Genomic DNA, 24,960 nt, shown 5'->3' with positions numbered 1-24,960 from the left:
GAGGTTATATATGTTTTATCCTTCAACTTTTTTGAGAGACTTAGGTTCCATCCGCAAAACACTTGCATTCGTTACGTTTTTATTTATTCTCGGCATCGCCGTCGGATGGTACAGCACCGGTGCGCTTTCAGAATTGATCAACCAGCAAATGAACGGTATACGCGAAATCAGTAATCAATTAAGCCTGTCATCCCATCCGAAATGGAGTTTTTTTGTGTTTATTTTCTTTAATAACAGCATCAAAGCAGTGCTCATGATTTTTTTGGGGCTTTTTATCGGGGTTCTGCCGGTGCTGTTTCTGTTGGTGAATGGAATGGTCGTAGGACTGCTTGTACATACTTCGATCAATCATGGGGAAAGTTTGTTTGATCTGGTTGTCAAAGGATTGCTGCCTCATGGAATCATCGAGATACCGGCTATAATTATCGCCAGCGCGTTTGGCATTCAGATGGGACTCTTGGTTCTTTCCAGTTTTGGCGGGAGCGGGAAGGGGGAATTGCGGGCGAGATGGAGGGAGGCGTTTCGAAAAGCCGTGACCGCTTCGGTCTGGATTGTAATATTATTATTCGTGGCTGCCATTATTGAAAGCACAGTAACTTTTACCTTAATGAAGGGATGAATATCTGCAGGAAGGACTTATCAAAAATCACATTCATAATTTTCCCAAAAACTGTGCATAACAGTAAGGCAGTAGAATCGAGAACATTCCAAAATACATGTTGTGAAAAAACAAGGAGGCCGGGCAATTATGCTGGGTATGCTTTTTAATGATAAGGAATGCAAGGAATTGGATTATGTGCTTCGCAAAGAACTCGATGAAATGCTGTTTGATTTGAGTGATCAGCGATTGGATCAGGATGTCAAAAACGCGATTGCCAAAAGATATAAAACCGTATTCCGTATGTATGCGAGATTTGCACCCCAAAAAGAACTATCCAAATATGCACGAAACAGTAAGTTGTCTCAATTCAAACATTAAATGCTTGACGGACATCTATATTCTGTGATAAATTAGTTTTCGCTTCGGTTTTGGTTCTATGAAACTGATAGCTGTGAGATGTTGAAGAGTTGAAAAACTCCGAAAAAACTTTTAAAAAAAGTCTTGCAAAGCATCGAGCAATATGATATATTATAAAAGTCGCCGCTGAGATGCGGCGGTGAAAAAAACGAAAGATTTTGATCTTTGAAAACTGAACAACGAGTGAGATAAAGGTTTCGGTAACGAAACCAAAACGCAAGATTATCGGGTTCGTGACAACTGTCTGGATCGATGATCGAGCAAATGAGAATTAATTTCTCGTCAGATTCAAAATGAGTCACAAACTTTCTTGGAGAGTTTGATCCTGGCTCAGGACGAACGCTGGCGGCGTGCCTAATACATGCAAGTCGAGCGGACTTGATGAGGAGCTTGCTCCTCTGATGGTTAGCGGCGGACGGGTGAGTAACACGTAGGCAACCTGCCTGCAAGACTGGGATAACTAGCGGAAACGTTAGCTAATACCGGATAATTTATCGCTTTGCATGAAGCGGTAATGAAAGACGGAGCAATCTGTCACTTGCAGATGGGCCTGCGGCGCATTAGCTAGTTGGTGAGGTAACGGCTCACCAAGGCGACGATGCGTAGCCGACCTGAGAGGGTGAACGGCCACACTGGGACTGAGACACGGCCCAGACTCCTACGGGAGGCAGCAGTAGGGAATCTTCCGCAATGGGCGAAAGCCTGACGGAGCAACGCCGCGTGAGTGATGAAGGTTTTCGGATCGTAAAGCTCTGTTGCCAGGGAAGAACGACCGTTAGAGTAACTGCTAACGGAGTGACGGTACCTGAGAAGAAAGCCCCGGCTAACTACGTGCCAGCAGCCGCGGTAATACGTAGGGGGCAAGCGTTGTCCGGAATTATTGGGCGTAAAGCGCGCGCAGGCGGTCGCTTAAGTCTGGTGTTTAAGGCCAAGGCTCAACCTTGGTTCGCACTGGAAACTGGGTGACTTGAGTGCAGAAGAGGAGAGTGGAATTCCACGTGTAGCGGTGAAATGCGTAGAGATGTGGAGGAACACCAGTGGCGAAGGCGACTCTCTGGGCTGTAACTGACGCTGAGGCGCGAAAGCGTGGGGAGCAAACAGGATTAGATACCCTGGTAGTCCACGCCGTAAACGATGAATGCTAGGTGTTAGGGGTTTCGATACCCTTGGTGCCGAAGTTAACACATTAAGCATTCCGCCTGGGGAGTACGGTCGCAAGACTGAAACTCAAAGGAATTGACGGGGACCCGCACAAGCAGTGGAGTATGTGGTTTAATTCGAAGCAACGCGAAGAACCTTACCAGGTCTTGACATCCCTCTGACCGGTCTAGAGATAGACCTTTCCTTCGGGACAGAGGAGACAGGTGGTGCATGGTTGTCGTCAGCTCGTGTCGTGAGATGTTGGGTTAAGTCCCGCAACGAGCGCAACCCTTGATTTTAGTTGCCAGCACTTTAAGGTGGGCACTCTAGAATGACTGCCGGTGACAAACCGGAGGAAGGCGGGGATGACGTCAAATCATCATGCCCCTTATGACCTGGGCTACACACGTACTACAATGGCCAGTACAACGGGAAGCGAAGTCGCGAGATGGAGCCAATCCTATCAAAGCTGGTCTCAGTTCGGATTGCAGGCTGCAACTCGCCTGCATGAAGTCGGAATTGCTAGTAATCGCGGATCAGCATGCCGCGGTGAATACGTTCCCGGGTCTTGTACACACCGCCCGTCACACCACGAGAGTTTACAACACCCGAAGTCGGTGAGGTAACCGCAAGGAGCCAGCCGCCGAAGGTGGGGTAGATGATTGGGGTGAAGTCGTAACAAGGTAGCCGTATCGGAAGGTGCGGCTGGATCACCTCCTTTCTATGGAGAATCGTCTTCTGAGGAAGACATTCAAATATGCCGTAAGGCAAAACGATCTCACTCGTTGCTCAGTTTTGAGAGAGCAAACCTCTTTCAAAATGCGTTTGGTGGCGATGGCGGAGGGGTTCCACGCGTACCCATCCCGAACACGACCGTTAAGCCCTCCAGCGCCGATGGTACTTGGACCGAAGGGTCCTGGGAGAGTAGGACGTTGCCAAGCGCATGCCCTTATGGGTTACCATAAGAGCGTACACAAGAAAATAATATGGGCCCTTAGCTCAGTTGGTTAGAGCGCACCCCTGATAAGGGTGAGGTCGGTGGTTCGAGTCCACTAGGGCCCACCATATAAATCCCATAACTAAACTTCTTGCTTTATACGGGGTCTCCGGAAAGTAATCGGGATAAACTTCGTAGCTTGTCGTTACTTTTTGGGGCAAAATATGGGGCCATAGCTCAGCTGGGAGAGCGCCTGCCTTGCAAGCAGGAGGTCAGCGGTTCGATCCCGCTTGGCTCCACCAATGATGATTTACATTTGATCCTTGAAAACTAGATAACGAAACGAATTTGCGTTTTAGAAATATCCTTTTAGCTGCTTGTGTCTTCATTGTAAGACCAAGTAAAAAAAAGTAGCAGCGAAGGTTTTGAGATCAGCGATCCTTTGCGAGCTTGTTTCCACCTTGATTTAATTCAATCGAGAAACAAGCGAACAACAGAGCGATGAGCGCAAAACCGGAGCGAACATGGTTAAGCTACTAAGAGCACACGGAGGATGCCTAGGCGCTAGGAGCCGATGAAGGACGTGGCGAACAACGATACTGCCTCGGGGAGCTGTAAGCAAGCTTTGATCCGGGGATGTCCGAATGGGGAAACCCGGCTGGTGTAATAGCCAGTCACTCACATCTGAATACATAGGGTGTGAAGAGGCATACCAGGGGAACTGAAACATCTAAGTACCCTGAGGAAGAGAAAACAATAGTGATTCCGTCAGTAGCGGCGAGCGAACGCGGATTAGCCTAAACCGGTCAGCTTGCTGGCCGGGGTTGTGGGACGTCTCACATGGAGTTACAAAGGAATTGGTTAGGCGAAGAGGTCTGGAAAGGCCCGGCATAGAAGGTAAAAGCCCTGTAGCCGAAAGTCAGTTCCCTCCGAGACGGATCCCGAGTAGTGCGGGGCACGTGAAACCCCGTATGAATCTGCCAGGACCATCTGGTAAGGCTAAATACTCCCTAGCGACCGATAGTGAAACAGTACCGTGAGGGAAAGGTGAAAAGCACCCCGGAAGGGGAGTGAAATAGAACCTGAAACCGTGTGCTTACAAGAAGTCAGAGCCCGATCTATGGGTGATGGCGTGCCTTTTGTAGAATGAACCGGCGAGTTACGTTCCCGTGCAAGGTTAAGGTGAGAAGCCGTAGCCGCAGCGAAAGCGAGTCTGAATAGGGCGATATAGTACGTGGACGTAGACCCGAAACCGTGTGATCTACCCCTGTCCAGGGTGAAGGTGCGGTAACACGCACTGGAGGCCCGAACCCACGAATGTTGAAAAATTCGGGGATGAGGTGGGGGTAGCGGAGAAATTCCAATCGAACTCGGAGATAGCTGGTTCTCCCCGAAATAGCTTTAGGGCTAGCCTCGGAAAGAAGAGTCGTGGAGGTAGAGCACTGATTGGGTGCGGGGCCCGCAAGGGTTACCAAGCTCAGTCAAACTCCGAATGCCATAGACTTAGTTCCGGGAGTCAGACAGTGAGTGCTAAGATCCATTGTCAAAAGGGAAACAGCCCAGACCATCAGCTAAGGTCCCCAAGTGTGTGTTAAGTGGGAAAGGATGTGGAGTTGCACAGACAACCAGGATGTTGGCTTAGAAGCAGCCACCATTTAAAGAGTGCGTAATAGCTCACTGGTCGAGTGACTCTGCGCCGAAAATGTAACGGGGCTAAACACACCACCGAAGCTATGGCTTGATACGCAAGTATCAGGGGTAGGGGAGCGTTGTATACAGCGTTGAAGGTGTACCGTAAGGAGCGCTGGAGCGTATACAAGTGAGAATGCCGGTATGAGTAACGAAAAGATCAGTGAGAATCTGATCCGCCGAAAGCCCAAGGTTTCCTGAGGAAGGCTCGTCCGCTCAGGGTAAGTCGGGACCTAAGGCGAGGCCGAAAGGCGTAGTCGAAGGACAACAGGTTGAAATTCCTGTACCACCGTAAACCGCTACGAGCGATGGGGTGACGCAGGAGGGTAGTGACGCGAGCTGATGGATGCTCGTCCAAGCAGTGAGGCTGATGTGTAGGCAAATCCGCACATCGATAAGGCTGGGCTGTGACGGGGAGGGAAAATTACAGTACCGAAGGTCATGATCTCACACTGCCAAGAAAAGCCTCTAGCCAGGTGAAGGTGCCCGTACCGCAAACCGACACAGGTAGGCGAGAAGAGAATTCTAAGGCGCGCGGAAGAACTCTCGTTAAGGAACTCGGCAAAATGACCCCGTAACTTCGGGAGAAGGGGTGCCCCGGTAGTGTGAATAGCACGAGGGGGCCGCAGTGAAAAGGCCCAAGCGACTGTTTAGCAAAAACACAGGTCTGTGCGAAGCCGTAAGGCGAAGTATACGGGCTGACGCCTGCCCGGTGCTGGAAGGTTAAGGGGAGCGGTTAGGAGCAATCCGAAGCTGTGAACCGAAGCCCCAGTAAACGGCGGCCGTAACTATAACGGTCCTAAGGTAGCGAAATTCCTTGTCAGGTAAATTCTGACCCGCACGAATGGCGTAACGACTTGGGCGCTGTCTCAACGAGAGATCCGGTGAAATTTTAATACCTGTGAAGATGCAGGTTACCCGCGACAAGACGGAAAGACCCCATGGAGCTTTACTGCAGCTTGATATTGGATTTGGGTACGATCTGTACAGGATAGGTGGGAGCCTAAGAAGCCTGAGCGCCAGCTTAGGTGGAGGCGCCGTTGGGATACCACCCTGATCGTATCTAGGTTCTAACCTGGTACCGTAATCCGGTGCGGGGACAGTGTCAGGTGGGCAGTTTGACTGGGGCGGTCGCCTCCTAAAGAGTAACGGAGGCGCCCCAAGGTTCCCTCAGAATGGTTGGAAATCATTCGAAGAGTGCAAAGGCAGAAGGGAGCTTGACTGCGAGACCTACAAGTCGAGCAGGGACGAAAGTCGGGCTTAGTGATCCGGTGGTACCGCATGGAAGGGCCATCGCTCAACGGATAAAAGCTACCCTGGGGATAACAGGCTTATCTCCCCCAAGAGTCCACATCGACGGGGAGGTTTGGCACCTCGATGTCGGCTCATCGCATCCTGGGGCTGAAGTAGGTCCCAAGGGTTGGGCTGTTCGCCCATTAAAGCGGTACGCGAGCTGGGTTCAGAACGTCGTGAGACAGTTCGGTCCCTATCTGTCGTGGGCGTAGGAAATTTGAGAGGAGCTGTCCTTAGTACGAGAGGACCGGGATGGACGTACCGCTGGTGCACCAGTTGTTCCGCCAGGAGCATGGCTGGGTAGCTACGTACGGAAGGGATAAGCGCTGAAAGCATCTAAGCGTGAAGCCCCCCTCAAGATGAGATTTCCCAACTAGTAAGACCCCTTGAAGACGACGAGGTAGATAGGTTGGAGGTGGAAGTGCAGCAATGCATGGAGCTGACCAATACTAATCGGTCGAGGGCTTATCCTAAATTACCCCAAAAAGTGAAGCGTATGCTTCGCGGATGATTCCGATTACTTTTTGAGGGACCCGGGATTTAAAACCGGGAAATGCTACGGAGAATTAAAACGCAAAACGTTTCGTATCTAGTTTTCAGGTGATCAAACACTTGAATCGTTTGGTGGCGATGGCGGAGGGGTTCCACGCGTACCCATCCCGAACACGACCGTTAAGCCCTCCAGCGCCGATGGTACTTGGACCGAAGGGTCCTGGGAGAGTAGGACGCCGCCAAGCATTATTCCCTGATAGCTCAGTTGGTAGAGCACTCGACTGTTAATCGAGTTGTCACAGGTTCGAGTCCTGTTCGGGGAGCCATTTGCTCTCATAGCTCAGTAGGTAGAGTGCATCCATGGTAAGGATGAGGTCACCGGTTCGATCCCGGTTGAGAGCTCCATTTTCTTTTTATAGGGCCCGTTGGTCAAGGGGTTAAGACACCTCCCTTTCACGGAGGTAACAGGGGTTCGAATCCCCTACGGGTCACCATTTTAATTTAGCTTCGATAGGGATGAGAACCCAAAAGGGTTCGTCGAAGCATCGACTTCGATAGCACTGCATCGCAGTCTCGAACGAAGTGAGAGTATCCCCTACGGGTCACCATTTTAATTTGCTTATTATACATAAGTTATACGGAGGCTTAGCTCAGCTGGGAGAGCATCTGCCTTACAAGCAGAGGGTCGGGGGTTCGATCCCCTCAGCCTCCACCATTATTTTGAATCATTTGTCCTTGCAATGGACAAGCTAAAACTAATATATTGGGGATTAGCCAAGCGGTAAGGCAACGGACTTTGACTCCGTCATGCATAGGTTCGAATCCTATATCCCCAGCCATTTTTCACCTCAAAAAGTGAAGCAAATGCTTCGTAAGGAAATCCGAATGCTCTTCGGGGAACCTGGTGAATATTTGAGCCATTAGCTCAGTTGGTAGAGCACCTGACTTTTAATCAGGGTGTCGAAGGTTCGAGTCCTTCATGGCTCACTCTTTATTCTTTAACATCTCAAGCTATCTATTTTACAATAGATGGTTTTTGTTTTTTTTACCCCTGTAATCATTTATAGAATTAATGATTACAGGGGTTTTATGTCATTGCTGGCTTGGCTGATTTTTGTCAAAGTACAAATCAAGGTACCTCGTAAGGACTACATATGTTTACATCATGACTAATAATGGGTGGGAGAACTATTCATTATTCCACCGCCTACAGAGTTGCAAATAGTACGCAGCGTGTAGGTGTAAAGATTGCAGGACCTGCTCAGGAGCAATGTCTAAACCTGACCCTAAGCAATTTTAAGGCTTGTAAAAGGGTTTATGTAGCCAGGGTAAGTATAACCTTACAAACCCATCAGGAAGCCTTATACGAGCCTGTAGAGTGTTTGAATAGACCTTTTAAACAAAAGGAAGAGGAAAGCTTCTTTTCGAGCTTGAAGGGACGTGTAGAAGCCATGATTGCTGTCATCTGAGCGAATCAAATGTTCTTTGTGCGACTTATGGATATATGGATACGGATAATGGTAGAACGTTAGATGGTACCATCGCTAATACAATAGAGGGAGATTTGTATGATAGTTAAAATGACACATTCCAATATGAATGATTTTAACAAACCAAACGAGGGTTTCATCGTGATAGGGCGGATTATACCTAGGTATGTAGACGACAATTGGACATATACAGAGGAGATCTTTTCTGAACCGTATTTCAAGCAATATGAAAATGATGAAATCGACATAAGTTATGTTGAAGAAGATGGGAAGGCTGTTTTTTTATATTACGATGAAAATCACTGCGTAGGACAAATTAGAATTTGCTCCAATTGGAATGGATATGCTCTTATTGAGGATATTGCTGTTGCCAAAGAGTGGAGACAAAAAGGTATTGGATCAGCATTGATGGAAAAAGCGGTTGATTGGGCAAAGCAGAATAAATTTATTGGTCTTATGCTTGAAACACAAGATGTTAATGTTTCAGCTTGCCGTTTTTATGTAAAAAACAGTTTTATAATCGGTGCAGTTGATAATATGCTATATTCAAACTTTCCTACAGCCAATGAAAAAGCGATTTTTTGGTATTACAAGTTTTAGTGTCTTATTACGTAAATGATAAAGAAACGCTTGCTTATTTCCGCTTGTCATTTCCAAATGCTTAATTCAACCAATTCATTGCAAGATACGTCGAGAGACCGATCGTTATCATTCAACTCCACACCGCTTGCTGGTAGCAGCGCTAAAAGCCTAACATAGTGTGATTTATTCGCTCTGGGAGATAGGGAAGAACTTTTTTTAAAAAAATTATTGAATATGCTTGACTCCTGATGCCTAAGTATGATAAGATAATTCTTGTCGCTAACAAGATAAGGTGAGCATGAAATGAACCAATCATGTTAGCACACCAGGAAGTCTGAAGGAATTGATCCTTCTGTAATGTGCGCGTGTGGCGGAATTGGCAGACGCACTAGACTTAGGATCTAGCGTCTTTGACGTGGGGGTTCAAGTCCCTCCACGCGCACCATCTTCGCGGACGTGGCTCAGCGGTAGAGCATCGCCTTGCCAAGGCGAGGGTCGCGGGTTCGATTCCCGTCGTCCGCTCCATTATAGATGCGCCCTTAGCTCAGCTGGATAGAGCGTTTGACTACGAATCAAAAGGTCAGGAGTTCGAATCTCTTAGGGCGCGCCATTTAATTTAATATCGGGATGTAGCTCAGCTTGGTAGAGCACCTGGTTTGGGACCAGGGGGTCGCATGTTCAAATCGTGTCATCCCGATATTTAATGATCCCGTCTTCTTGACGGGGATATATGCGGGTGTAGTTCAATGGTAGAACTCCAGCCTTCCAAGCTGGTAGCGTGGGTTCGATTCCCATCACCCGCTTCGCTATGAAAAATCCTTGAAACCCTTGTGCCGCAAGGGTTTTTTCTTTTGTCGATTTTCGACAAACGGTTGACGATTTTCTCCTGCGGGGGCAAACTAGGGGGCAAATTTGATCCATTTTGGATTCAACTCCTCCAACTGATCAGCTGCAGCTCGGCTAATGGCTTCGGATTTATGTGTATAGATGTTTGCTGTCGTGTCCAGCTTAGTATGACGCAATCGCTCCTGGATGGTCTTGAGATCGGCACCAGATTCCCGCAGCAGCATGCCAGCGGTATGTCGCAGGCCATGGAGCTTCACATGCGGCAGCCCGTTCTTTTCTAGGAATTTTGACCACGTTCCGGTTGGCGTGCTTGGATAATACATAATGCCTCGGCCTCCGTGGAAAATGTACTGCTTGTCTTCACCGAGCCAATTTTTGCAGGACATTCTTTCTTTTCTCCATTCCCGCTCATAGCGTTTAAGCTCATCCATATACCACTTCGGCATAGCCACCCAGCCTTCGGATTCTTCCGTCAAATAAAGCTCTGCAAGACGCCGAGAAATATACAGATGAAAAAATATTGACGATCCCGCCTATAAACGATGCAAGCACAACAATAAAAGGGATCGTGATGCTATCCAATTCCATTACGGGGACACGTGAGAACGTAGCCGCTACGGAAAAAGCGGTAAAATTGGCGGTAGAGGCATCTCAGATCCCTTATACAAATAAAACGCTCATTGATAGAGGGATATCTGGGAGTATTACATTAGGTATGTACACGTTCACCGACATTGATTTTACAAAAAAGGTTAGGGATACCTTTAAATACTCTGCATCCGAGCTTAGGGTTAAAAAATCCGGTATATATGCCATTGGTTTATATACTGCGTTTTGGTCAGATCAAACCATCCCTAAAGGGACAACTATGGATGTTTGAATGAATTGGGAAACGACTTATGGATTGATTGATGCTAGATTGCTGGTGGTAGTCGCTCTATGTTGGGTCATTGGGTATGTGTTAAAACAAACGCCTAATGTGCCTGACTAGACCATCGTGTATGCTGTTACGATTGTTGCGGTGGTGGTAACGGTATGGATGCTTGGCTTTGGTCCTGAATCCATTATCCAGGGCGTACTCGCTGGCGCGTTTGCAGTATACGGCAACCAGTTCATTAAACAAGCCACAAAAGAGGGAGGAGTAAACGTGAACTATAGAAAGGACCATATTCCAAAAGGCACGGCGAATAACCGGCGTCCTGGGTATCCGATGTCTCCGACCACTATTACGATTCATAATACCGGCAACCCATCAAGCACGGCGGCTAATGAGCGGTCATGGCTTACTAATCCAAGTAACACCCGGACGGCCAGCTTTCACATTGTCGTAGATAGCAAAGAAGCGATCGAATGTACTCCGCTCAATGAGAACGCCTGGCATGCAGGAGACGGCAGCGGTGCAGCAAGCGGCAATCGAACGTCGATCAGTATTGAAATCTGCGAAAGTGGGGACTACGCGAAAAACTTAGATAATGCCGTTCAACTGGTTGCCAGCATGCTGCGCGTACGAGGATGGGGCGTTGAACGGCTACGGAGGCACTGGGACTGGAGTAGGAAGATTTGCCCAAGGCTCATGTACGATAGCGGCAAGTGGACGGGCTGGTTTGATTTCAAAAATAGAGTGGCTGCTGAATTGGCCGGAAAGGATGAGGACGAAGTGGCAAAAAAAGAATTAAAGGAGCTACAGGTCACACTCAAGGAGCAGGCGGAATGGATTAAGCAGCAAAAGGAACGGACCGAGATGACTTGTCCAGATTGGGCAAAGGAAGCTTATGGTTACTACAAGCCTTACATTAAAGATGAAAAAGGAAGCTATGATTACTGGCGACAGCTTGTGATTAATTATCGGAAGGAAAAAGGAATCGTAGTCAATAAAATATGAATTCCCAAGTAATCGGAAATAACGAAGACCCTACCATGATCGGTAGGGTCTCCAATTTGATTAATCCGTTCTTACAAATTGAAATCTGTAAGGAACACTTGGGTCGTAATCATTATAACCCACAGGCATTACTCGAAAATATGTCTTTTCACCAGCGAATGCTGATGCTCCACGACCTTCCTCTTGACCAGGGCCGTTGAAGTTGTTAAATCCAGTTTCGATGATATTGTTGTATGCATCAGTTCTCACCCATTGAAACTGCAGATTAATGCCAGGAGGTGGGGTTAGGATTACATAATACCAGAATGTATCTGATCCCCCAGAGTTATCAACAACATACCAGTCATGATCGGTCGGACTGTCAAGAGGAATTGTAATATCATACGAAGGTCCTCCGCCTGCTCTATACATAACTGCTGCTGTGTCCATTGTATCTGCGAATCCAGTTAAGGCAAATGCTGAATTAGAAGCCCCAAAGACCATCAAACAAGCAGCTAAAGCCACTGTTGCAAAGATTCTTCTTAACCTCTTCATGTTCAAACCTCCAATTATACTAGGATTAAGCAATCTAGTGTAATGTGAAAACTGCAACATAAGATGTCGAAAAATTCTTCTGTTCAGTGGTTGGCCAACCGTATTCAAAATATACCATGTATCATCAATATATGTAAACGATTTCCATGAAAATATTTGTAAGATTATTTTTATTTTTGTCGTAACTTTTGTTATTTTGAAACGTTGATCGTTGATATATTTGTTTTGAGAGTAATGCGAAGACCCTTACTGGCTAATTTGCTGGCAAGGTTAATTTTATACTTTGACCAGGAATAAATATCCATGGTATAAATAAACTATAGGAAAATTTTTCTATAAATACATAACATAAATCATAAAGTACTGCGAAAGCTGTTTTACAGTTTGTATGGTTATATAATTACAGGGGGCACGTAATAGCATGGATCAAGAAAAAGTGACAGAGTTTTTAAATGGATTGAAAATTCTAGATAATGCTATCAACTCTGATAAATTCAACATGGAATTAATCTGGAGAACAATCGATACCCAATTAAATAGAACTTATTTTAACTCGGAACCTTTATCAGAATTAATCGATAACATATTTGGTTCCCCGGCTGGAAGAGCAATTGAAAGAATTATTACTGAAGAATTCAGTGAAATAGATCCGCACCTAATTAATAATAGGTTTTTTTATATATCAATTCGTAAGAATTTTGGCTTTAATGGTAGCGTCAAGAAGTTTGTGTAAGCACACAGCAGGTAAACTTAGGAAACGACAACACCAACGTAGTTGAATAATTTTTTTGTGGTGGTGAGAGGACATAGCCCAAGCGAAGGCGCGGGAGCTTGGTTTTAGGATTCATCTTCCATGGACGAAGGATACCGCTCCTCAAAAAGACTCCGCAGTTCCTGTTTCGTGTCCGGGACACCAAAGCCTGGGATAATACGGTCCGCGTAACGCTGGTTGTACTCCACTACATCCAGGTACACAATCTTCTCTACAGCGTCTAGATTGGTTAAGCTGTTCATTGGCTTCAGACGCTTCCGGATTTCTTTGTTCATCCGTTCGATGGGATTAGAAGTGTAAATGGCTTTTCGAATGGCGACTGGATACTTGTAGAAGGTTAACAGCGTAGGCAGATTATTCTCCCACGACTCGATCTCCCTTGGGTATTTCTTGCCCCATCTGGCTTTGAGTGTATCAAAGGCGGCCATAGCCAGATCATGGTCAAGGGCGTTATAGACAGTCTTCAAGTCGTCGAGAAATGCCGTCTTGTCTTGTACACGGATTTTTGGAAACGTCGACCGCACCTTATGAACCACACAATGCTGCACGTCGGCCTGAGGATAGGTTTCACGGAAGGCATCGTCCAGTCCAGGAAGGCCGTCAAATACACCAAGCAGCACTTCCTGGGCACCGCGTCGGTACAAGTCTTTCAAGACATCACGCCATCCATTCGCACTCTCATGTCCGCCTACGTAAAACCCCAGGATCTGGCGGCGACCTTCGTCGTCAATTCCCATGGCAAAGTAAATGACCTCGCCGCTTACCGTACTACGCTTGAGCTTCACATACAGGCCATCCAAGTAGATGACAGAGTACCGCTTGTTCAATTTTCGCTGATGCCAATTCTCGATATCCTCCAAGACTGTAGCGGTGATGTTGCTGACTGTTGTCGGCGAATAGTGGCTGCCGAACATGCTTTCAATGAAACGGGCGACATCCCGGGTACCCATGCCGCTTTTGTACATCTGAATCACGGCTTCTTCCAGCCAACCGTCCCGTCTTTGGTAGGGCTCAAACACATGCGTTTGAAAATCACCGTTACGATCTCGGGGCACTTGCAGGTCTTCTAGGTTTCCGTACTTCGTGTGCAGATTACGCTTGTAGTAACCATTGCGACTATTGCGGATCCCTTCTTGTTCATTCTCCATGAACTGTTGGATTTCCGCTCGCATGATGGTTTCCAGATTCTCTTTTACAAATTGAGTGACAAGATTTTCAAATAGATTGTTGAGCATGTTTTCGGGTATCATATTCATTGAGTAGGGTTCCTTTCTTGGTGACTTCGCAATCCCGAGAATACCCTACTTTTTTATGTTTTGGATAGACTCCAAATCATGGTACACAACTTATTTTACGCCACCGCTTTAATTACTTTTGCTCTATTATAAGTTATAATCAATCACCATACACTGTCATACAATTGGAACCTCTTATCAATTCTGGAGAAATGTTTAGGTTAATTAGAGCTGACAAAGAAAAATTTGATTTCGTGGTTGATTCACAGACAGCAACATTTATCATAGGTGTAATGTTAACCGCACTGAAAAATAAATACGTAGATGCATCTAAAGATGAGAAAGCGTACATTGAAAGAGCTTTTAAAGATATTTTAACTTTAAAATTGAGTGATGATAATTATGAATAATCAAATGGAAGCTAAGGGCCATCCTATATTTCATAACGTCCCGATCGGAAACGGAGCCTATTCTAAAAAGAAGTCGAGTGGTTCACATCAAAGGGGGATATCACCGAATATTAGATATGAAAGTTCTAAATCACCTAGGCAACAAGCAGATTTTAAAGAACAATTATCTGAGATTATGCGAGGGAAATTCGAGGTGTCGACCGCAAGCTCTGACTACGAGAAGGATGGTGATAATATGGACGAAACCCTGAAAATGATGCTTGAACGTATAGAACGTGATTCAAGGGAGCGTGAAGAACGTTATCACCAGGATGCTCGTGAACGTGAAGAACGATACTATCAAGAAATTAAAGAACAGAAAGAGGATGCTAAAGAAAGAGATGACCGCATCTTAAAGCAAATTTCAGAAATGCTAGCTTCTCAACAACAATTAATCGACCACAAACTTACTCTGATTGATGGGAAAATGAATCATGTTAGTTCCGATATGTCACACACAAGAGATGAAATGACAAATTTGACAGGAAGAATTGATAACTTACAGGGGAGAGTCGATTCATCAAAGTACTTTGTTATAGGCTCTGTAATAGCTATTTTGATTGGAATTGGAAGCATTGTCTATGCCAACTGGCAAGTAATTTCTGCTATGTTACAAATGTCTGGGAAATGAAGATCCTTTCAATCGGGACAAGTTCTTATTAACAATTTGCTTGCATGAGCTTTCTTTGTTTAAATACAAAGGAATATACTGTGAAAGAACCGACATATGTGGAAAAACCGTTATGAAATCCGAAAGCATGGATACGTGAAAGGCTCCACTGGTTATATGCCGGCGGAGCCTTTTCTTGTAATTGTAATTTTCTATTTGGAATTTGTTCCTTCTATTATATATCGAACTCTTCCCAGCCCAGATCAGGAGGATCGATATCCACAATTTCCAGGTCCTCAGCTGCTACGACCAGTAAACCATTTTCTCCGATATCGACTAAAGCGCCGGTTCGGTATTCGCCTGAAATGAGATGGAACGTTCCGACATTCAACACGATTCCTCCACGGCCACCGTACCCACTTTTATGATCGGTGGCAACACGTACCGGTAATCCAGGTTTAAGATCCTCATACTTCAAAGTTATTCCTCCTCAATATCTGCCCCTTTTTAAGCAAAAGGGGCAAAAAAGGGGCAGATTTTTTCCTGAACTTGCGTCTTGTCTGACCGTCGTTGACTAGGAGAAAATCTCAAAACCGTTGATATATAAGGATTTTTACCGGGATTGAGCACCATAGACTAGGGGCATTATCAGCCTTCCAAGCTGGTAGCGTGGGTGCGACCGTCCGTGCCGGCTTCATATGAAATTGCTGATCAGGACGCGCGTCAACATGACCTCTATTCGCGATCCGAAGGATCGCACTTTAAATCAGAATGTTGAGTATTCCCATCACCAGGCTCCATATAATTTGAAGCAATCCGTCATGCAGCGAAGCACCGCGCGCTGGGAGCTGCGGTCGAAACGTCAAAGGGCGTTTTTTACATTTTATTAAGTGTCTTTTGCCGAAGTTGTTCGTGGGCTATGAGTAACTTTTGCGGTTAGGACGCAAGCTACATATATGCATTGTTATAAGCACTAATAAGAAACAAATGACCATTCAAAATACTTCAATTTGAATACCGAATTGTTGGAAATTAGGTTAAAATGACTGTTTGTGGTTACAGGGATATTTTGGATGTCATAAAACCTTACTGAATAAAAAATTGATTTTAGGATTGATTATAAATAGATGAATATTGAAATATTCAAATAATACAAGTTATATTATAGCGTTTAGACGAAATTCTTAATGCATATAAATACAGTAAATCTCTATAACTTTACATAATATTTTTTGGCTTTAGCATAGAAAAGTGCAGATTTTCGATTTGATTTGTTGTATGATGTTAGAAAGTATTTCAAAGAGATAGCTATACAAACAGGATGGAACGGGAGGAGTAGCATGACTGAACTTACGGTTACCGCAAATAAAAGCAATTCAAACAACCTTCTGCGGCGTGATGTGCGTTTTTTGGGCAACATACTCGGCGAAGTGCTTGTCCATCAGGGCGGCAACGAGCTTCTCGATATCGTTGAAAAGATTCGCGAGACCAGCAAGTCATTACGCTCTGTATTTTTGCCTGAATTGTATGAGGATTTTAAAGAAATCATTAAAACGCTTGAGCCAGACATTCGCCATCAGGTGATCAGAGCTTTTGCGATCTATTTCCAGTTGGTCAATATTGCGGAGCAAAACCACCGGATTCGGCGCAAACGGGATTATGAAAGATCAGCAGGGGAAACGGTACAGCCTGGTTCCATTGAAAATGCTGTTCAGGATTTGAAGGATCGCCAGTTTTCATATGAGCAGGTGCAGGAGATTATCGAAAGCCTTTCTCTTGAACTGGTCATGACTGCCCATCCGACGGAGGCCATGCGCAGAGCCATTCTCGACATTCATAAACGGATCTCTGAGGACGTTATGCTCCTGGATAACCCTACTTTGACCTTCCGCGAACGTGAACAGCTTCGTGAGAAGCTTCTGAATGAGGTTATTACTCTCTGGCAAACGGATGAATTGAGAGCAGGTAAACCGACGGTGCTTGATGAAGTCAGAAATGGAATGTACTATTTCCACGAAACGCTGTTTCATGTGCTGCCTGAAGTTTATCAGGAACTGGAACGCTGCTTGAATAAGTATTATCCGGGCCATAACTGGCATGTGCCGACGTATCTGCGTTTTGGTTCTTGGATCGGCGGGGATCGCGACGGCAATCCGTCTGTAACGGCAGAGGTTACTTGGGAGACGCTGCGGATGCAGCGCAAGCTGGCTGTTCGCGAATATCAGCGGATTTTGATCGAATATATGCAGTACCTGAGCTTTAGCACCTCGATTGTTGAGGTATCAGGGGAACTTTTGGAATCCATTGCCGATGACCGCGAGCACGTGGAAATAACGCACCGCAGCGCTTGGCATAACGAAAAAGAACCATACCGGATCAAGCTTGTCTATATGATGGAAAAAATCAGCAACGTGCTCGACGAAAACAAAAAAGGTACGCCTGAATCTTACGGTTCACCGCTTGATTTTATTGCAGATCTGAAAGTAATCGACCGGAGCTTGCGGTTCCACTATGCCGACTATGTTGCCGATACGTATATACAAAAATTAATACGCCAGGTGGAGCTGTTTGGTTTCCACACAGCCGCGCTCGATATCCGCCAGCACAGCCAGGAGCATGAAAATGCAATGAAAGAGGTTTTGGCTGAGGTCGGCGTGACACCTGATTATTCTGTACTGTCCGAAGAGGAAAAAATTGCGCTTTTGGCCAAACTGCTCAGCGAACCAAGACCGATTACCTCGAGCTATCACCAATACAGCGCAAGCACCAAAGAGTGCCTTGATGTATTCCGCACTGTATATAAAGCCCAACAGGAGTATGGATCACAATGCATTACTAGTTATCTGATCAGTATGGCCGAGGGCGCAAGCGATATTATGGAAGTGATGGTCTTTGCCAAAGAGGTTGGATTGTTCCGGCAAAATAGCGATGGAACCGTCGATTGCACGCTTCAGGCCGTTCCTCTTTTCGAAACGATTGAAGACCTTCATGCCGCACCGCAAATTATGCAAAGATTATTTAATCTGCCGATTTACCGGCAAAGCATTGCTGCAAGAAATGATCTGCAGGAAATTATGCTGGGGTATTCGGACAGCAACAAAGACGGCGGCGCCGTAACTGCAAACTGGGAACTTCGCGTAGCCTTGAAGGAACTGACAGCCGTTGCCGACAAGGCCGGAATCAAGCTCAAGTTCTTCCATGGCCGTGGCGGAGCGCTCGGGCGCGGCGGTATGCCGCTCAACCGTTCGATTCTAGCCCAACCGGCATCAACAGTCGGCGGCGGAATCAAAATTACGGAGCAAGGCGAAGTCATTTCGTCCCGTTATTCATTAAAAGGTATCGCGTACCGCAGCTTGGAGCAGGCTACTTCAGCCTTGATTACCGCTGCGATCAACAATCGCATTCCACAGGAAGACAATGCTATGGAAGCGTATTGGGATGAGATCGTTAAGGAAATGTCGGAGGTTTCCCGTACCAAATATCAGGATCTGATCTTCCGCGATCCGGACTTTTTGACCTTCTTCAAAGAGTCTACGCCGCTGCCTGAAGTGGGCGAGCTAAATATCGGTTCCCGGCCTTCGAAGCGCAAGAACAGCGATCGTTTTGAGGATCTTCGCGCGATCCCGTGGGTATTCTCTTGGACGCAAAGCCGCTTCCTGCTGCCGGCTTGGTATGCCGCGGGAACCGGACTCCAGAGCTTTTATCAGAATAAGGAAGAGAATCTCAAAATCATGCAGGAAATGTATGAGAAGTTCTCATTCTTCACCTCATTGATTGATTCTCTGCAAATGGCGATTGCAAAGGCAGATATGAACATCGCCCATGAATATGCGCATATGTCCAAAAACGATGAGGCACGCCAGCGCATCTTTAAATTAATTAAAGAGGAATTCAAGCTGACGTCGGAGCTGATTCTGAAAATAACCGGGCAAAAGGAAATTTTGGATAACGTGCCTGTCATCCAGGAATCCATTCGCTTGCGCAATCCGTACGTGGATCCGCTCAGCTATCTGCAGGTGCAGCTGTTAAGCGAACTGCGCGAACTTCGCGAGCAGGGCGAAGATAACGCCGAGTTGCTCCGCGAGGTCCTTCTTACGATCAACGGAATTGCAGCAGGGCTGCGTAATACGGGCTGAGCCGCGGCAACATGATGGAAAAGCCCATAGAAGAAAGCTGGAATTCAACCTGTTGAATTCCTGGCTTTCTTTTTTTTAGGGATTATAGGATTTTTAGCTTTGAGCGAAGATTAAACATTGTACGTTGCTTGAATACCGGAAAATGATGCTTTACGAAACCGTTCATCTATTTTTGGAAGCTGCGCCGATCATGGTTTTATTTTTCCTGACAGAGCTTGTCTTGCATTTTAGCGGTACTTGAATTACGATTTGAATGGACTCAAAAAAATAGCTCATTACCCATCAGCAAGTCTGGGGGAATATATTGGTGGATAATATAGAAAATAGGTTAACCAAGCTGGCTCTAAAAGGGGACCAGCGTGCTTTTGCGGAAATTGTAGAGCTTTACAAGGATAAAATATACCATTTGGCCTACAGGATGCTAAGCAACCGCCATGAGGCGGAGGATATTGTACAGGAAACCTTTTTGCGCGTATATAAAAACTTGGATCGTTACGACCAGAATCAAAAGTTTTCTACCTGGATATATCGGATTGGGACCAACTTATGCATCGACCGTCTTAGGAAAAAGAAACCTTCTTATTCGCTGGATGCGGATGTAAATGATCAGGAAGGCATGGATGGTTATTCGATGATTCCCAGTGATGACCGTACGCCGGAAAGCGAAGCGCTGTTGTCAGAGACGCAGCAGATCATTTATCAGGCGATCGATTCGCTGCCGGCCAAATATAAATCGGTTATGATCCTCAGGTATTTGCAGGACCTGTCGCTGCAGGAAATCAGTGATGTTCTTGGGATGCCCGTAACAACGATTAAAACGCGGGTGCACCGGGGCCGGGAATTTCTCCGTAAAAAGCTCGAGCCCAAAATGTGAATTTCCTGTATTTTGATGAAACATATTAACAAGCCCTGCGTATTACCAGTTAAAAAGGTCTTGTGTGCCTTCATGTGAAAATGAGGGTTCAAATATTTATTTGAATGAAAGGATTGGCTCATATGGAATGCAACTTGGCCGTCTCTTTAATGCATGATTATTTAGACGACGACTTGACCAAGGAACAGCAGCTGGAGCTCAAGGCCCATTTGTTGTCCTGCCCTGAATGTCGGATGCAGTTTAAAGAGCTGGAGCGGACGGATATGCTGATGTTTTCGTTATCTCATCACGCCCCGTCTGCGCCTCTTGAGCTGACCCAGCGGATCATGAGTGCCCTGCCAGAAGAAAAGAGACAATTGCCATGGATGGGATGGATTCGAAGACATCCGGCCATTACGGCAGCAGCTGTTTTTCTGATCGTAATGTTCATCAGTTCCGTCAGCTTCTGGGATCAGGAAACACAGCTTGTGGTAAAGGGAAGCGATTTGGATCAGGTTGTCATTGAAGGAGATACGGTAATTGTCCCCGAAGGAAAAAGCATTACAGGCAATTTGACGGTAGAAAACGGGAAAACGAAAATTTACGGCGAAGTGAACGGGGATCTGACGGTTATTGACGGGTCTTTGTATCAAGCGTCTACCGCTCATATCGCAGGAAGGGTCAAAAATATTGATCAGGCACTGGACTGGATTTGGTATAAAATCACAAATGCTTTCTCGGATGTCGCCTACCGTTAGTATCTTGCTTTAATTGAATGTTTTGGCGCCTCTTTCATGAAGGAAGGCGCCTTTTAGTATGAACTCCCGGGGTCCCCGCAAAGTAATCGGAATAAGCTTCAAAGGCTACACGTCACTTTGTGGGGTTATTTTGAAGAGCAAAGAGAGTATAAGTGTTCAGCGGAAGCTGAACACTTTTTGCTCGCAAGAAAAACATCCGCTAAAAGCGGTCTGTCTTCTAAGAATTTGCGAACGAATGTCGATTTTCTTGTGGAAAAATGTGCAAATTTAACCAGTTATGAGCTTCCTTCGCTTGCAACCTGAAGATGATCGTTATAACCTAGAAGATATAGGGGAAATTATATACAAAAGAGACCCATTTACATTCAAGGGAAGTACGGGGGCCTAAGTATGAGTTATTTTACGGATTGGACATGGAAGGATTCCATTAAAGACGTTATCGACATTGCGATCGTTTCGTATATTATTTATCATGTCATTTTGCTCGTAAGGGGTACCAGGGCCGTTCAGCTGCTGAAAGGCATCCTGGTACTCGTGATTATATGGGCATTAAGCACATGGTTTGATTTATTCACTTTAAGATGGCTAATGAATCAGATATTTAATTTCGGCATTTTCGCTATCTTCATCATCTTCCAACCAGAGATGCGCAGAGCGCTGGAGCAGCTGGGGCGGGGTAAAATTTTCGGAAGGACCTCGGCGGAAGATGAGGAGTTCAATAAGCTGATTGGCGAAATTATTAAAGCTGTGAATTATTTAGCGCGCAGAAAAATAGGCGCATTAATTGTTTTTGAACGGCAAACCGGTTTAAACGAATATACCGAATCCGGCATTCCAATGCAGTCCATGGTCAGCTCGCAGCTGCTGATCAATATTTTTATCCCGAATACACCGCTTCATGACGGGGCTGTTATCATTCAAAATAATTTGATTTCAGCAGCGGCCTGCTATCTCCCGCTTTCCGAAAATCCATTTATTAGCAAGGAATTGGGTACAAGGCACCGGGCTGCAATCGGGATCAGTGAAGTCGGAGATGCCGTTTCGATCGTTGTGTCCGAAGAAACAGGCCAAATTTCTCTTGCCATTAACGGGCAGGTTGTTCGCGACATTAAAGAAGAATCCCTGATCTCGAAGCTGTACGAAGAGCTGCGTCCTAATTCCACCCCTAAAGAAAAACGCCCGCTGTTCTGGCGCCGGAAGGGGAATGATCGAGATGAATAAATGGATAAACAACAATAATTTCGCGAAAATTCTGGCGATTGCAGTTAGCATTATTTTATGGAGCATGGTTCATTTGAATAACGACAATACGCCAACGCCTACAACGAAAATCGAGACCAGGATTATTGAAAATGTTAAGGTTCAGCCTTATGGCCTGGATGAAAAAAAATATATATTAAGCGCGATGGATACGGATAGGGTTCGCATTGAAATCAAAGGAAAGAAAATGGACCTGATTTCGGCGTTCACCGGGGAATACAGAATCAAGCTTGATTTGACGAATGCCAAAGTTGGGACCAGCACGCTGCCTTTGAGCGTAGATCTTCCCAAGGGTCTGGAAGTCGTGAATATCCAGCCGTCATCGGTAACGGTGAATATTGAGGAACGAAATACAGCCACTTTCCCGGTATCGATCGTGACCAAAGGCACACCTGCTGAAGGTTATCTGCTTGGAAAGATTGCGCCGCAGCCGGCAACCGTTAAAGTAACGCTTCCGGAAAGCCAGCTGCGCGAGGTTGCGAAAGTGCAAGGGATCATGACAATTGACGGTGAAGACGCTACGATGAAGGATAAACGGGTTAAGCTGTCGGTGTATGATAAACAAGGGCAGGTCATTGAGGGAGCGGTGCTTGATCCGCCTTCGGTATCGATTGATGTGCCAATCACGCCACCATATAAGGAAGTACCGATAGAGATGCAATATACCGGTAAACTACCTGAAGGTCTGGTTATATCCAAAGCCCAGGCGAACGTGAGCAAGGTTAAGCTCTATGGCTCGCAGGAGGCGCTGGCGGGAGTAAAGTCCTACAGCAATATTAATGTGGATCTGAGCAAGATTACGACAGCCGGAACAGTAGTACTTCCTGTGGACTTGACGCCGCCTCCCGGTTTTGAGAAAATCGAGCCTAGCTCCCTCCAGGTGGAAATCACCACGGTTTCCAATTCGCAGCGTGTCATAAACGATATCCCGATTACGATCAAAAACGATAGCGGCGGCAGCCTGCAAGCCACTATCACCAATCCGGCGAGCAAGACGATGTCACTGGCGCTAAATGGCGCTCCGGGTTTGCTGAATACGTTGACGAAAAATGATATTCAGCTCATTGCCAGCATTGACGGGTTAAAGCCGGGTACGCATGAAGTGACGCTGCAGGTTATCCTTCCGAGGTATGTTTCCCGCGCGGATCCGGGCACGCCCCTGATTGCGACGATCGAGATTAAGGAAACAGCCAACAAACCTACTGTAACAAATCCCGACACGGGAACCGGCGGAAATGAAGCGGATAAAAACCCTGGGGCTGGACCCGAGGAGCAGGTAGGTACAGATACAACTGATCCGACTGAAAATCAAGGAACAACGGGAGACACGGGAGAGAATGGCGGTAATTAAGCCGGAAGTCGCTTTTTGAATTTATAATATCTGCATTTAGGCGTATCAAAAAAGTAAATTTGAGCAGCCATTTTTTTGATCGCGCCTGAAAGGGAAGTATATGAAAAAGGAGAACGATTATGGGGAAATATTTTGGAACTGACGGTGTACGCGGTGTCGCAAACAAGGAACTTACTGCTGAAATGGCCTACAGCATCGGCCGCTGCGGCGGTTATGTGCTGACGGGAGACGTCGAAAAGCCGACGGTTGTGATCGGCATGGATACGCGGGTATCCGGCGTTATGCTCGAATCCGCCCTTGTCGCAGGCTTGCTATCGATTGGAGCGCATGTGGTGCGGCTAGGGGTTGTCTCGACTCCAGCGGTTGCATACATTACAAGATTGCTGAAGGCTGATGCGGGTGTAATGATCTCCGCTTCCCATAATCCGGTCCAGGACAACGGGATTAAATTTTTCGGCGGTGACGGATTCAAGCTTTCGGATGAAACGGAACTGAAAATTGAAGCATTGATGGATGCCGAAACCGATAATCTGCCGCGTCCAATCGGCAAAGACCTTGGCAACGTTATTGTAGACAATGAATCGAAATATAAATATTTGGAATATTTGAAATCGACGATCAGCCATCGGTTTGATGGACTGAAAATCGTGATGGACTGCGCGAACGGGGCAGCTTATGAGCTGGCACCGAAGCTTTTTGAAGAGCTTGGCGCGGAAGTCATCAAGATTGGCACTGAACCGAATGGATTGAACATCAATGATCATTGCGGTTCTACACATCCTGAAAGGCTTAAGGAAGAGGTTGTGAAGTTGAAAGCCGATCTCGGCCTTGCTTTTGACGGGGATGCCGACCGCCTGATCGCGATCGACAATAACGGCGAAGAAGTGGACGGCGACTTTATTCTCTGCATTTGCGGAGACGCCATGAACAAGGAAGGCAAGCTGAAAAACAGTACCATCGTGTCGACAGTGATGAGCAACATCGGCTTTTACAAAGCGACGGAGAAGCTTGACCTTCGTACGGCCAAGACTGCCGTGGGCGACCGTTATGTGATGGAGGAAATGCGCAAAGGCGGTTATAATCTCGGCGGAGAGCAGTCCGGACATGTTATTTTCCTTGATTACAACACAACCGGAGATGGAATTCTAACGGCCATTCAACTGGTTAACATCGTGGCGGGTTCCGGCAAAAAGCTGAGCGAGCTTAGAACCATGATGCGCCAATATCCGCAGGTACTCGTCAATGTACGTGTCGAAGATAAAAGCAAGTTTGAAGGCAATGCCGCGATTGAAGCCTCTATTGCAGAGGTTGAGGGGATTCTTGGAGATAACGGCCGTGTGTTAGTACGTCCATCGGGTACGGAATCCTTGATTCGCGTTATGGCCGAAGGGCCGGATAAAGACGAGCTGGATCAATACGTGAATCAAATCGTGGAAGTAGTGAAGCGGGAGCTGGCGTGAGCCTTCGGGTTTATTTTTCCTGTAAAATAAAGTAACTATTTTCATGGGCCGGTGAAACTAAAGTTCAGGTTTCATCGGCTTTCATATCGTATCGAGGCTAGGTATAGGCTTCGGAGATGGGTTATTAAGCACATTGCCAAAGCGGCCTGACTTGAATATAATAAAAACTACGT

18 protein-coding genes, 13 tRNA genes and 4 rRNA genes are annotated in these 24,960 nt (G+C 46.2%); 31 read left to right on the top strand and 4 right to left on the bottom strand.

The genetic code is table 11. The features are described 5' to 3' along the window. Positions 1-10 precede the first annotated feature (10 nt). The 20 genes from L6442_RS29755 to L6442_RS29660 all read left to right on the top strand — a co-directional run bounded on the left by L6442_RS29755 (position 11) and on the right by L6442_RS29660 (position 9,444). Entirely contained in the window at positions 11-619 is a 609-nt protein-coding gene (locus tag L6442_RS29755; RefSeq protein WP_212980834.1) for a stage II sporulation protein M, read from the top strand. Positions 620-748: 129 nt separating this feature from the next. After that, on the top strand, positions 749-979 hold the full coding sequence (locus tag L6442_RS29750; RefSeq protein WP_194234568.1) for a hypothetical protein: 231 nt from the start codon (positions 749-751) through the stop codon (positions 977-979). 346 nt (positions 980-1,325) lie between these two features. After that, positions 1,326-2,879 (top strand): 16S ribosomal RNA (locus L6442_RS29745). 103 nt (positions 2,880-2,982) lie between these two features. Further along, positions 2,983-3,099 (top strand): 5S ribosomal RNA (rrf, locus tag L6442_RS29740). A 47-nt stretch (positions 3,100-3,146) separates the two neighbouring features. Beyond that, positions 3,147-3,223: transfer RNA gene (locus L6442_RS29735), tRNA-Ile, on the top strand. A 98-nt stretch (positions 3,224-3,321) separates the two neighbouring features. After that, a tRNA-Ala gene (locus tag L6442_RS29730) sits at positions 3,322-3,397 on the top strand. 224 nt (positions 3,398-3,621) lie between these two features. Next, positions 3,622-6,550: ribosomal RNA gene (locus tag L6442_RS29725) — 23S ribosomal RNA — on the top strand. A gap of 147 nt (positions 6,551-6,697) precedes the next feature. Continuing rightward, positions 6,698-6,814, top strand: a 5S ribosomal RNA gene (gene rrf, locus L6442_RS29720). Together the 16S, 23S and 5S rRNA genes with 8 tRNA genes alongside form the textbook arrangement of a ribosomal RNA operon. Positions 6,815-6,819: 5 nt before the next feature. After that, positions 6,820-6,895, top strand: a tRNA-Asn gene (locus L6442_RS29715). Between the two features lie 3 nt (positions 6,896-6,898). Further along, positions 6,899-6,974 (top strand) — tRNA-Thr (locus L6442_RS29710). Between the two features lie 14 nt (positions 6,975-6,988). After that, a tRNA-Glu gene (locus tag L6442_RS29705) sits at positions 6,989-7,063 on the top strand. Positions 7,064-7,208: 145 nt separating this feature from the next. Further along, positions 7,209-7,284 (top strand) — tRNA-Val (locus L6442_RS29700). Between the two features lie 49 nt (positions 7,285-7,333). After that, positions 7,334-7,408: transfer RNA gene (locus L6442_RS29695), tRNA-Gln, on the top strand. Positions 7,409-7,483: 75 nt separating this feature from the next. Next, positions 7,484-7,556 (top strand) — tRNA-Lys (locus L6442_RS29690). A gap of 581 nt (positions 7,557-8,137) precedes the next feature. Next, positions 8,138-8,659: a GNAT family N-acetyltransferase gene (locus tag L6442_RS29685; RefSeq protein ID WP_212981609.1), complete on the top strand. Its 522-nt coding sequence runs from the start codon at positions 8,138-8,140 to the stop codon at positions 8,657-8,659. A 343-nt stretch (positions 8,660-9,002) separates the two neighbouring features. Further along, positions 9,003-9,086, top strand: a tRNA-Leu gene (locus tag L6442_RS29680). A 5-nt stretch (positions 9,087-9,091) separates the two neighbouring features. Further along, positions 9,092-9,166: transfer RNA gene (locus L6442_RS29675), tRNA-Gly, on the top strand. A gap of 8 nt (positions 9,167-9,174) precedes the next feature. After that, positions 9,175-9,251, top strand: a tRNA-Arg gene (locus L6442_RS29670). Positions 9,252-9,264: 13 nt separating this feature from the next. Next, a tRNA-Pro gene (locus tag L6442_RS29665) sits at positions 9,265-9,338 on the top strand. Between the two features lie 35 nt (positions 9,339-9,373). Further along, positions 9,374-9,444 (top strand) — tRNA-Gly (locus L6442_RS29660). A gap of 96 nt (positions 9,445-9,540) precedes the next feature. On the opposite strand, the gene L6442_RS29655 is transcribed toward L6442_RS29660, so the two are convergent. Next, a complete protein-coding gene (locus L6442_RS29655) occupies positions 9,541-9,963 on the bottom strand; it encodes a tyrosine-type recombinase/integrase (RefSeq protein WP_237100129.1) in 423 nt (140 codons plus the stop codon). 44 nt (positions 9,964-10,007) lie between these two features. Here L6442_RS29655 and L6442_RS29650 point away from each other — a divergent pair, with 44 nt between their 5' ends. Together L6442_RS29650 and L6442_RS29640 are read left to right on the top strand one after the other, a co-directional pair. Then, complete coding sequence (locus tag L6442_RS29650) at positions 10,008-10,367, top strand: phage tail protein (RefSeq protein ID WP_212981610.1); 360 nt, start codon at positions 10,008-10,010, stop codon at positions 10,365-10,367. 117 nt (positions 10,368-10,484) lie between these two features. Further along, positions 10,485-11,369, top strand: coding sequence for an N-acetylmuramoyl-L-alanine amidase (locus L6442_RS29640; RefSeq protein ID WP_306436717.1), 885 nt, complete (start codon positions 10,485-10,487; stop codon positions 11,367-11,369). Between the two features lie 60 nt (positions 11,370-11,429). Here L6442_RS29640 and L6442_RS29635 read toward each other — a convergent pair whose 3' ends face one another. Then, positions 11,430-11,903, bottom strand: a complete 474-nt coding sequence (locus L6442_RS29635; RefSeq protein ID WP_212981611.1) for a hypothetical protein — start codon at positions 11,901-11,903, stop codon at positions 11,430-11,432. Between the two features lie 421 nt (positions 11,904-12,324). On the opposite strand from L6442_RS29635, the gene L6442_RS29630 reads away from it, so the two are divergent. Then, positions 12,325-12,636: a hypothetical protein gene (locus L6442_RS29630; protein ID WP_212981612.1), complete on the top strand. Its 312-nt coding sequence runs from the start codon at positions 12,325-12,327 to the stop codon at positions 12,634-12,636. Between the two features lie 104 nt (positions 12,637-12,740). Here the strand turns inward: L6442_RS29630 and L6442_RS29625 are convergent, their stop codons facing one another. Further along, positions 12,741-13,931: an IS256 family transposase gene (locus L6442_RS29625; protein WP_237100128.1), complete on the bottom strand. Its 1,191-nt coding sequence runs from the start codon at positions 13,929-13,931 to the stop codon at positions 12,741-12,743. 191 nt (positions 13,932-14,122) lie between these two features. Here L6442_RS29625 and L6442_RS29620 point away from each other — a divergent pair, with 191 nt between their 5' ends. Next, a complete protein-coding gene (locus L6442_RS29620) occupies positions 14,123-14,320 on the top strand; it encodes a hypothetical protein (protein ID WP_212979106.1) in 198 nt (65 codons plus the stop codon). Continuing rightward, a complete protein-coding gene (locus L6442_RS29615; RefSeq protein WP_212979105.1) occupies positions 14,313-14,990 on the top strand; it encodes a hypothetical protein in 678 nt (225 codons plus the stop codon). Before L6442_RS29620 ends, L6442_RS29615 begins: the two co-directional genes overlap by 8 nt. A gap of 214 nt (positions 14,991-15,204) precedes the next feature. On the opposite strand, the gene L6442_RS29610 is transcribed toward L6442_RS29615, so the two are convergent. Next, positions 15,205-15,447, bottom strand: coding sequence for a hypothetical protein (locus L6442_RS29610; RefSeq protein WP_212979104.1), 243 nt, complete (start codon positions 15,445-15,447; stop codon positions 15,205-15,207). Positions 15,448-16,309: 862 nt separating this feature from the next. Here L6442_RS29610 and ppc point away from each other — a divergent pair. The 6 genes from ppc (at position 16,310) to glmM (ending at position 24,787) form a co-directional block, all read left to right on the top strand. After that, positions 16,310-19,105, top strand: a complete 2,796-nt coding sequence (gene ppc, locus L6442_RS29605; protein WP_212979103.1) for a phosphoenolpyruvate carboxylase — start codon at positions 16,310-16,312, stop codon at positions 19,103-19,105. A gap of 307 nt (positions 19,106-19,412) precedes the next feature. Next, complete coding sequence (sigW, locus tag L6442_RS29600) at positions 19,413-19,979, top strand: RNA polymerase sigma factor SigW (RefSeq protein WP_194232571.1); 567 nt, start codon at positions 19,413-19,415, stop codon at positions 19,977-19,979. A gap of 122 nt (positions 19,980-20,101) precedes the next feature. Then, complete coding sequence (locus tag L6442_RS29595; RefSeq protein WP_212979102.1) at positions 20,102-20,716, top strand: zf-HC2 domain-containing protein; 615 nt, start codon at positions 20,102-20,104, stop codon at positions 20,714-20,716. A 390-nt stretch (positions 20,717-21,106) separates the two neighbouring features. Further along, positions 21,107-21,937, top strand: coding sequence for a diadenylate cyclase CdaA (gene cdaA, locus L6442_RS29590; RefSeq protein ID WP_194232569.1), 831 nt, complete (start codon positions 21,107-21,109; stop codon positions 21,935-21,937). Further along, positions 21,930-23,327, top strand: coding sequence for a CdaR family protein (locus tag L6442_RS29585; protein WP_212979101.1), 1,398 nt, complete (start codon positions 21,930-21,932; stop codon positions 23,325-23,327). Before cdaA ends, L6442_RS29585 begins: the two co-directional genes overlap by 8 nt. A 119-nt stretch (positions 23,328-23,446) precedes the next feature. Continuing rightward, positions 23,447-24,787, top strand: a complete 1,341-nt coding sequence (glmM, locus tag L6442_RS29580; RefSeq protein ID WP_212979100.1) for a phosphoglucosamine mutase — start codon at positions 23,447-23,449, stop codon at positions 24,785-24,787. Positions 24,788-24,960 lie beyond the last annotated feature (173 nt).

This window comes from Paenibacillus azoreducens (assembly GCF_021654775.1).
Classification (GTDB): domain Bacteria; phylum Bacillota; class Bacilli; order Paenibacillales; family Paenibacillaceae; genus Paenibacillus_AQ; species Paenibacillus_AQ azoreducens.
The sequence above is the reverse complement of the archived record's forward strand: the minus strand, read 5'-3'. Positions and strand labels throughout refer to the sequence as shown.

Bases quoted from the DNA above. Each gene is read 5' to 3' on its own strand.
- L6442_RS29615 (WP_212979105.1), top strand. From the start codon at position 14,313: ATGAATAATCAAATGGAAGCTAAGGGCCATCCTATATTTCATAACGTC.
- L6442_RS29635 (WP_212981611.1), bottom strand. From the start codon at position 11,903: ATGAAGAGGTTAAGAAGAATCTTTGCAACAGTGGCTTTAGCTGCTTGT.
- L6442_RS29630 (WP_212981612.1), top strand. From the start codon at position 12,325: ATGGATCAAGAAAAAGTGACAGAGTTTTTAAATGGATTGAAAATTCTA.
- L6442_RS29685 (WP_212981609.1), top strand. From the start codon at position 8,138: ATGATAGTTAAAATGACACATTCCAATATGAATGATTTTAACAAACCA.
- L6442_RS29595 (WP_212979102.1), top strand. From the start codon at position 20,102: ATGGAATGCAACTTGGCCGTCTCTTTAATGCATGATTATTTAGACGAC.
- L6442_RS29755 (WP_212980834.1), top strand. From the start codon at position 11: ATGTTTTATCCTTCAACTTTTTTGAGAGACTTAGGTTCCATCCGCAAA.
- ppc (WP_212979103.1), top strand. From the start codon at position 16,310: ATGACTGAACTTACGGTTACCGCAAATAAAAGCAATTCAAACAACCTT.
- L6442_RS29585 (WP_212979101.1), top strand. From the start codon at position 21,930: ATGAATAAATGGATAAACAACAATAATTTCGCGAAAATTCTGGCGATT.
- L6442_RS29625 (WP_237100128.1), bottom strand. From the start codon at position 13,931: ATGAATATGATACCCGAAAACATGCTCAACAATCTATTTGAAAATCTT.
- L6442_RS29620 (WP_212979106.1), top strand. From the start codon at position 14,123: ATGTTTAGGTTAATTAGAGCTGACAAAGAAAAATTTGATTTCGTGGTT.
- glmM (WP_212979100.1), top strand. From the start codon at position 23,447: ATGGGGAAATATTTTGGAACTGACGGTGTACGCGGTGTCGCAAACAAG.
- L6442_RS29750 (WP_194234568.1), top strand. From the start codon at position 749: ATGCTGGGTATGCTTTTTAATGATAAGGAATGCAAGGAATTGGATTAT.
- cdaA (WP_194232569.1), top strand. From the start codon at position 21,107: ATGAGTTATTTTACGGATTGGACATGGAAGGATTCCATTAAAGACGTT.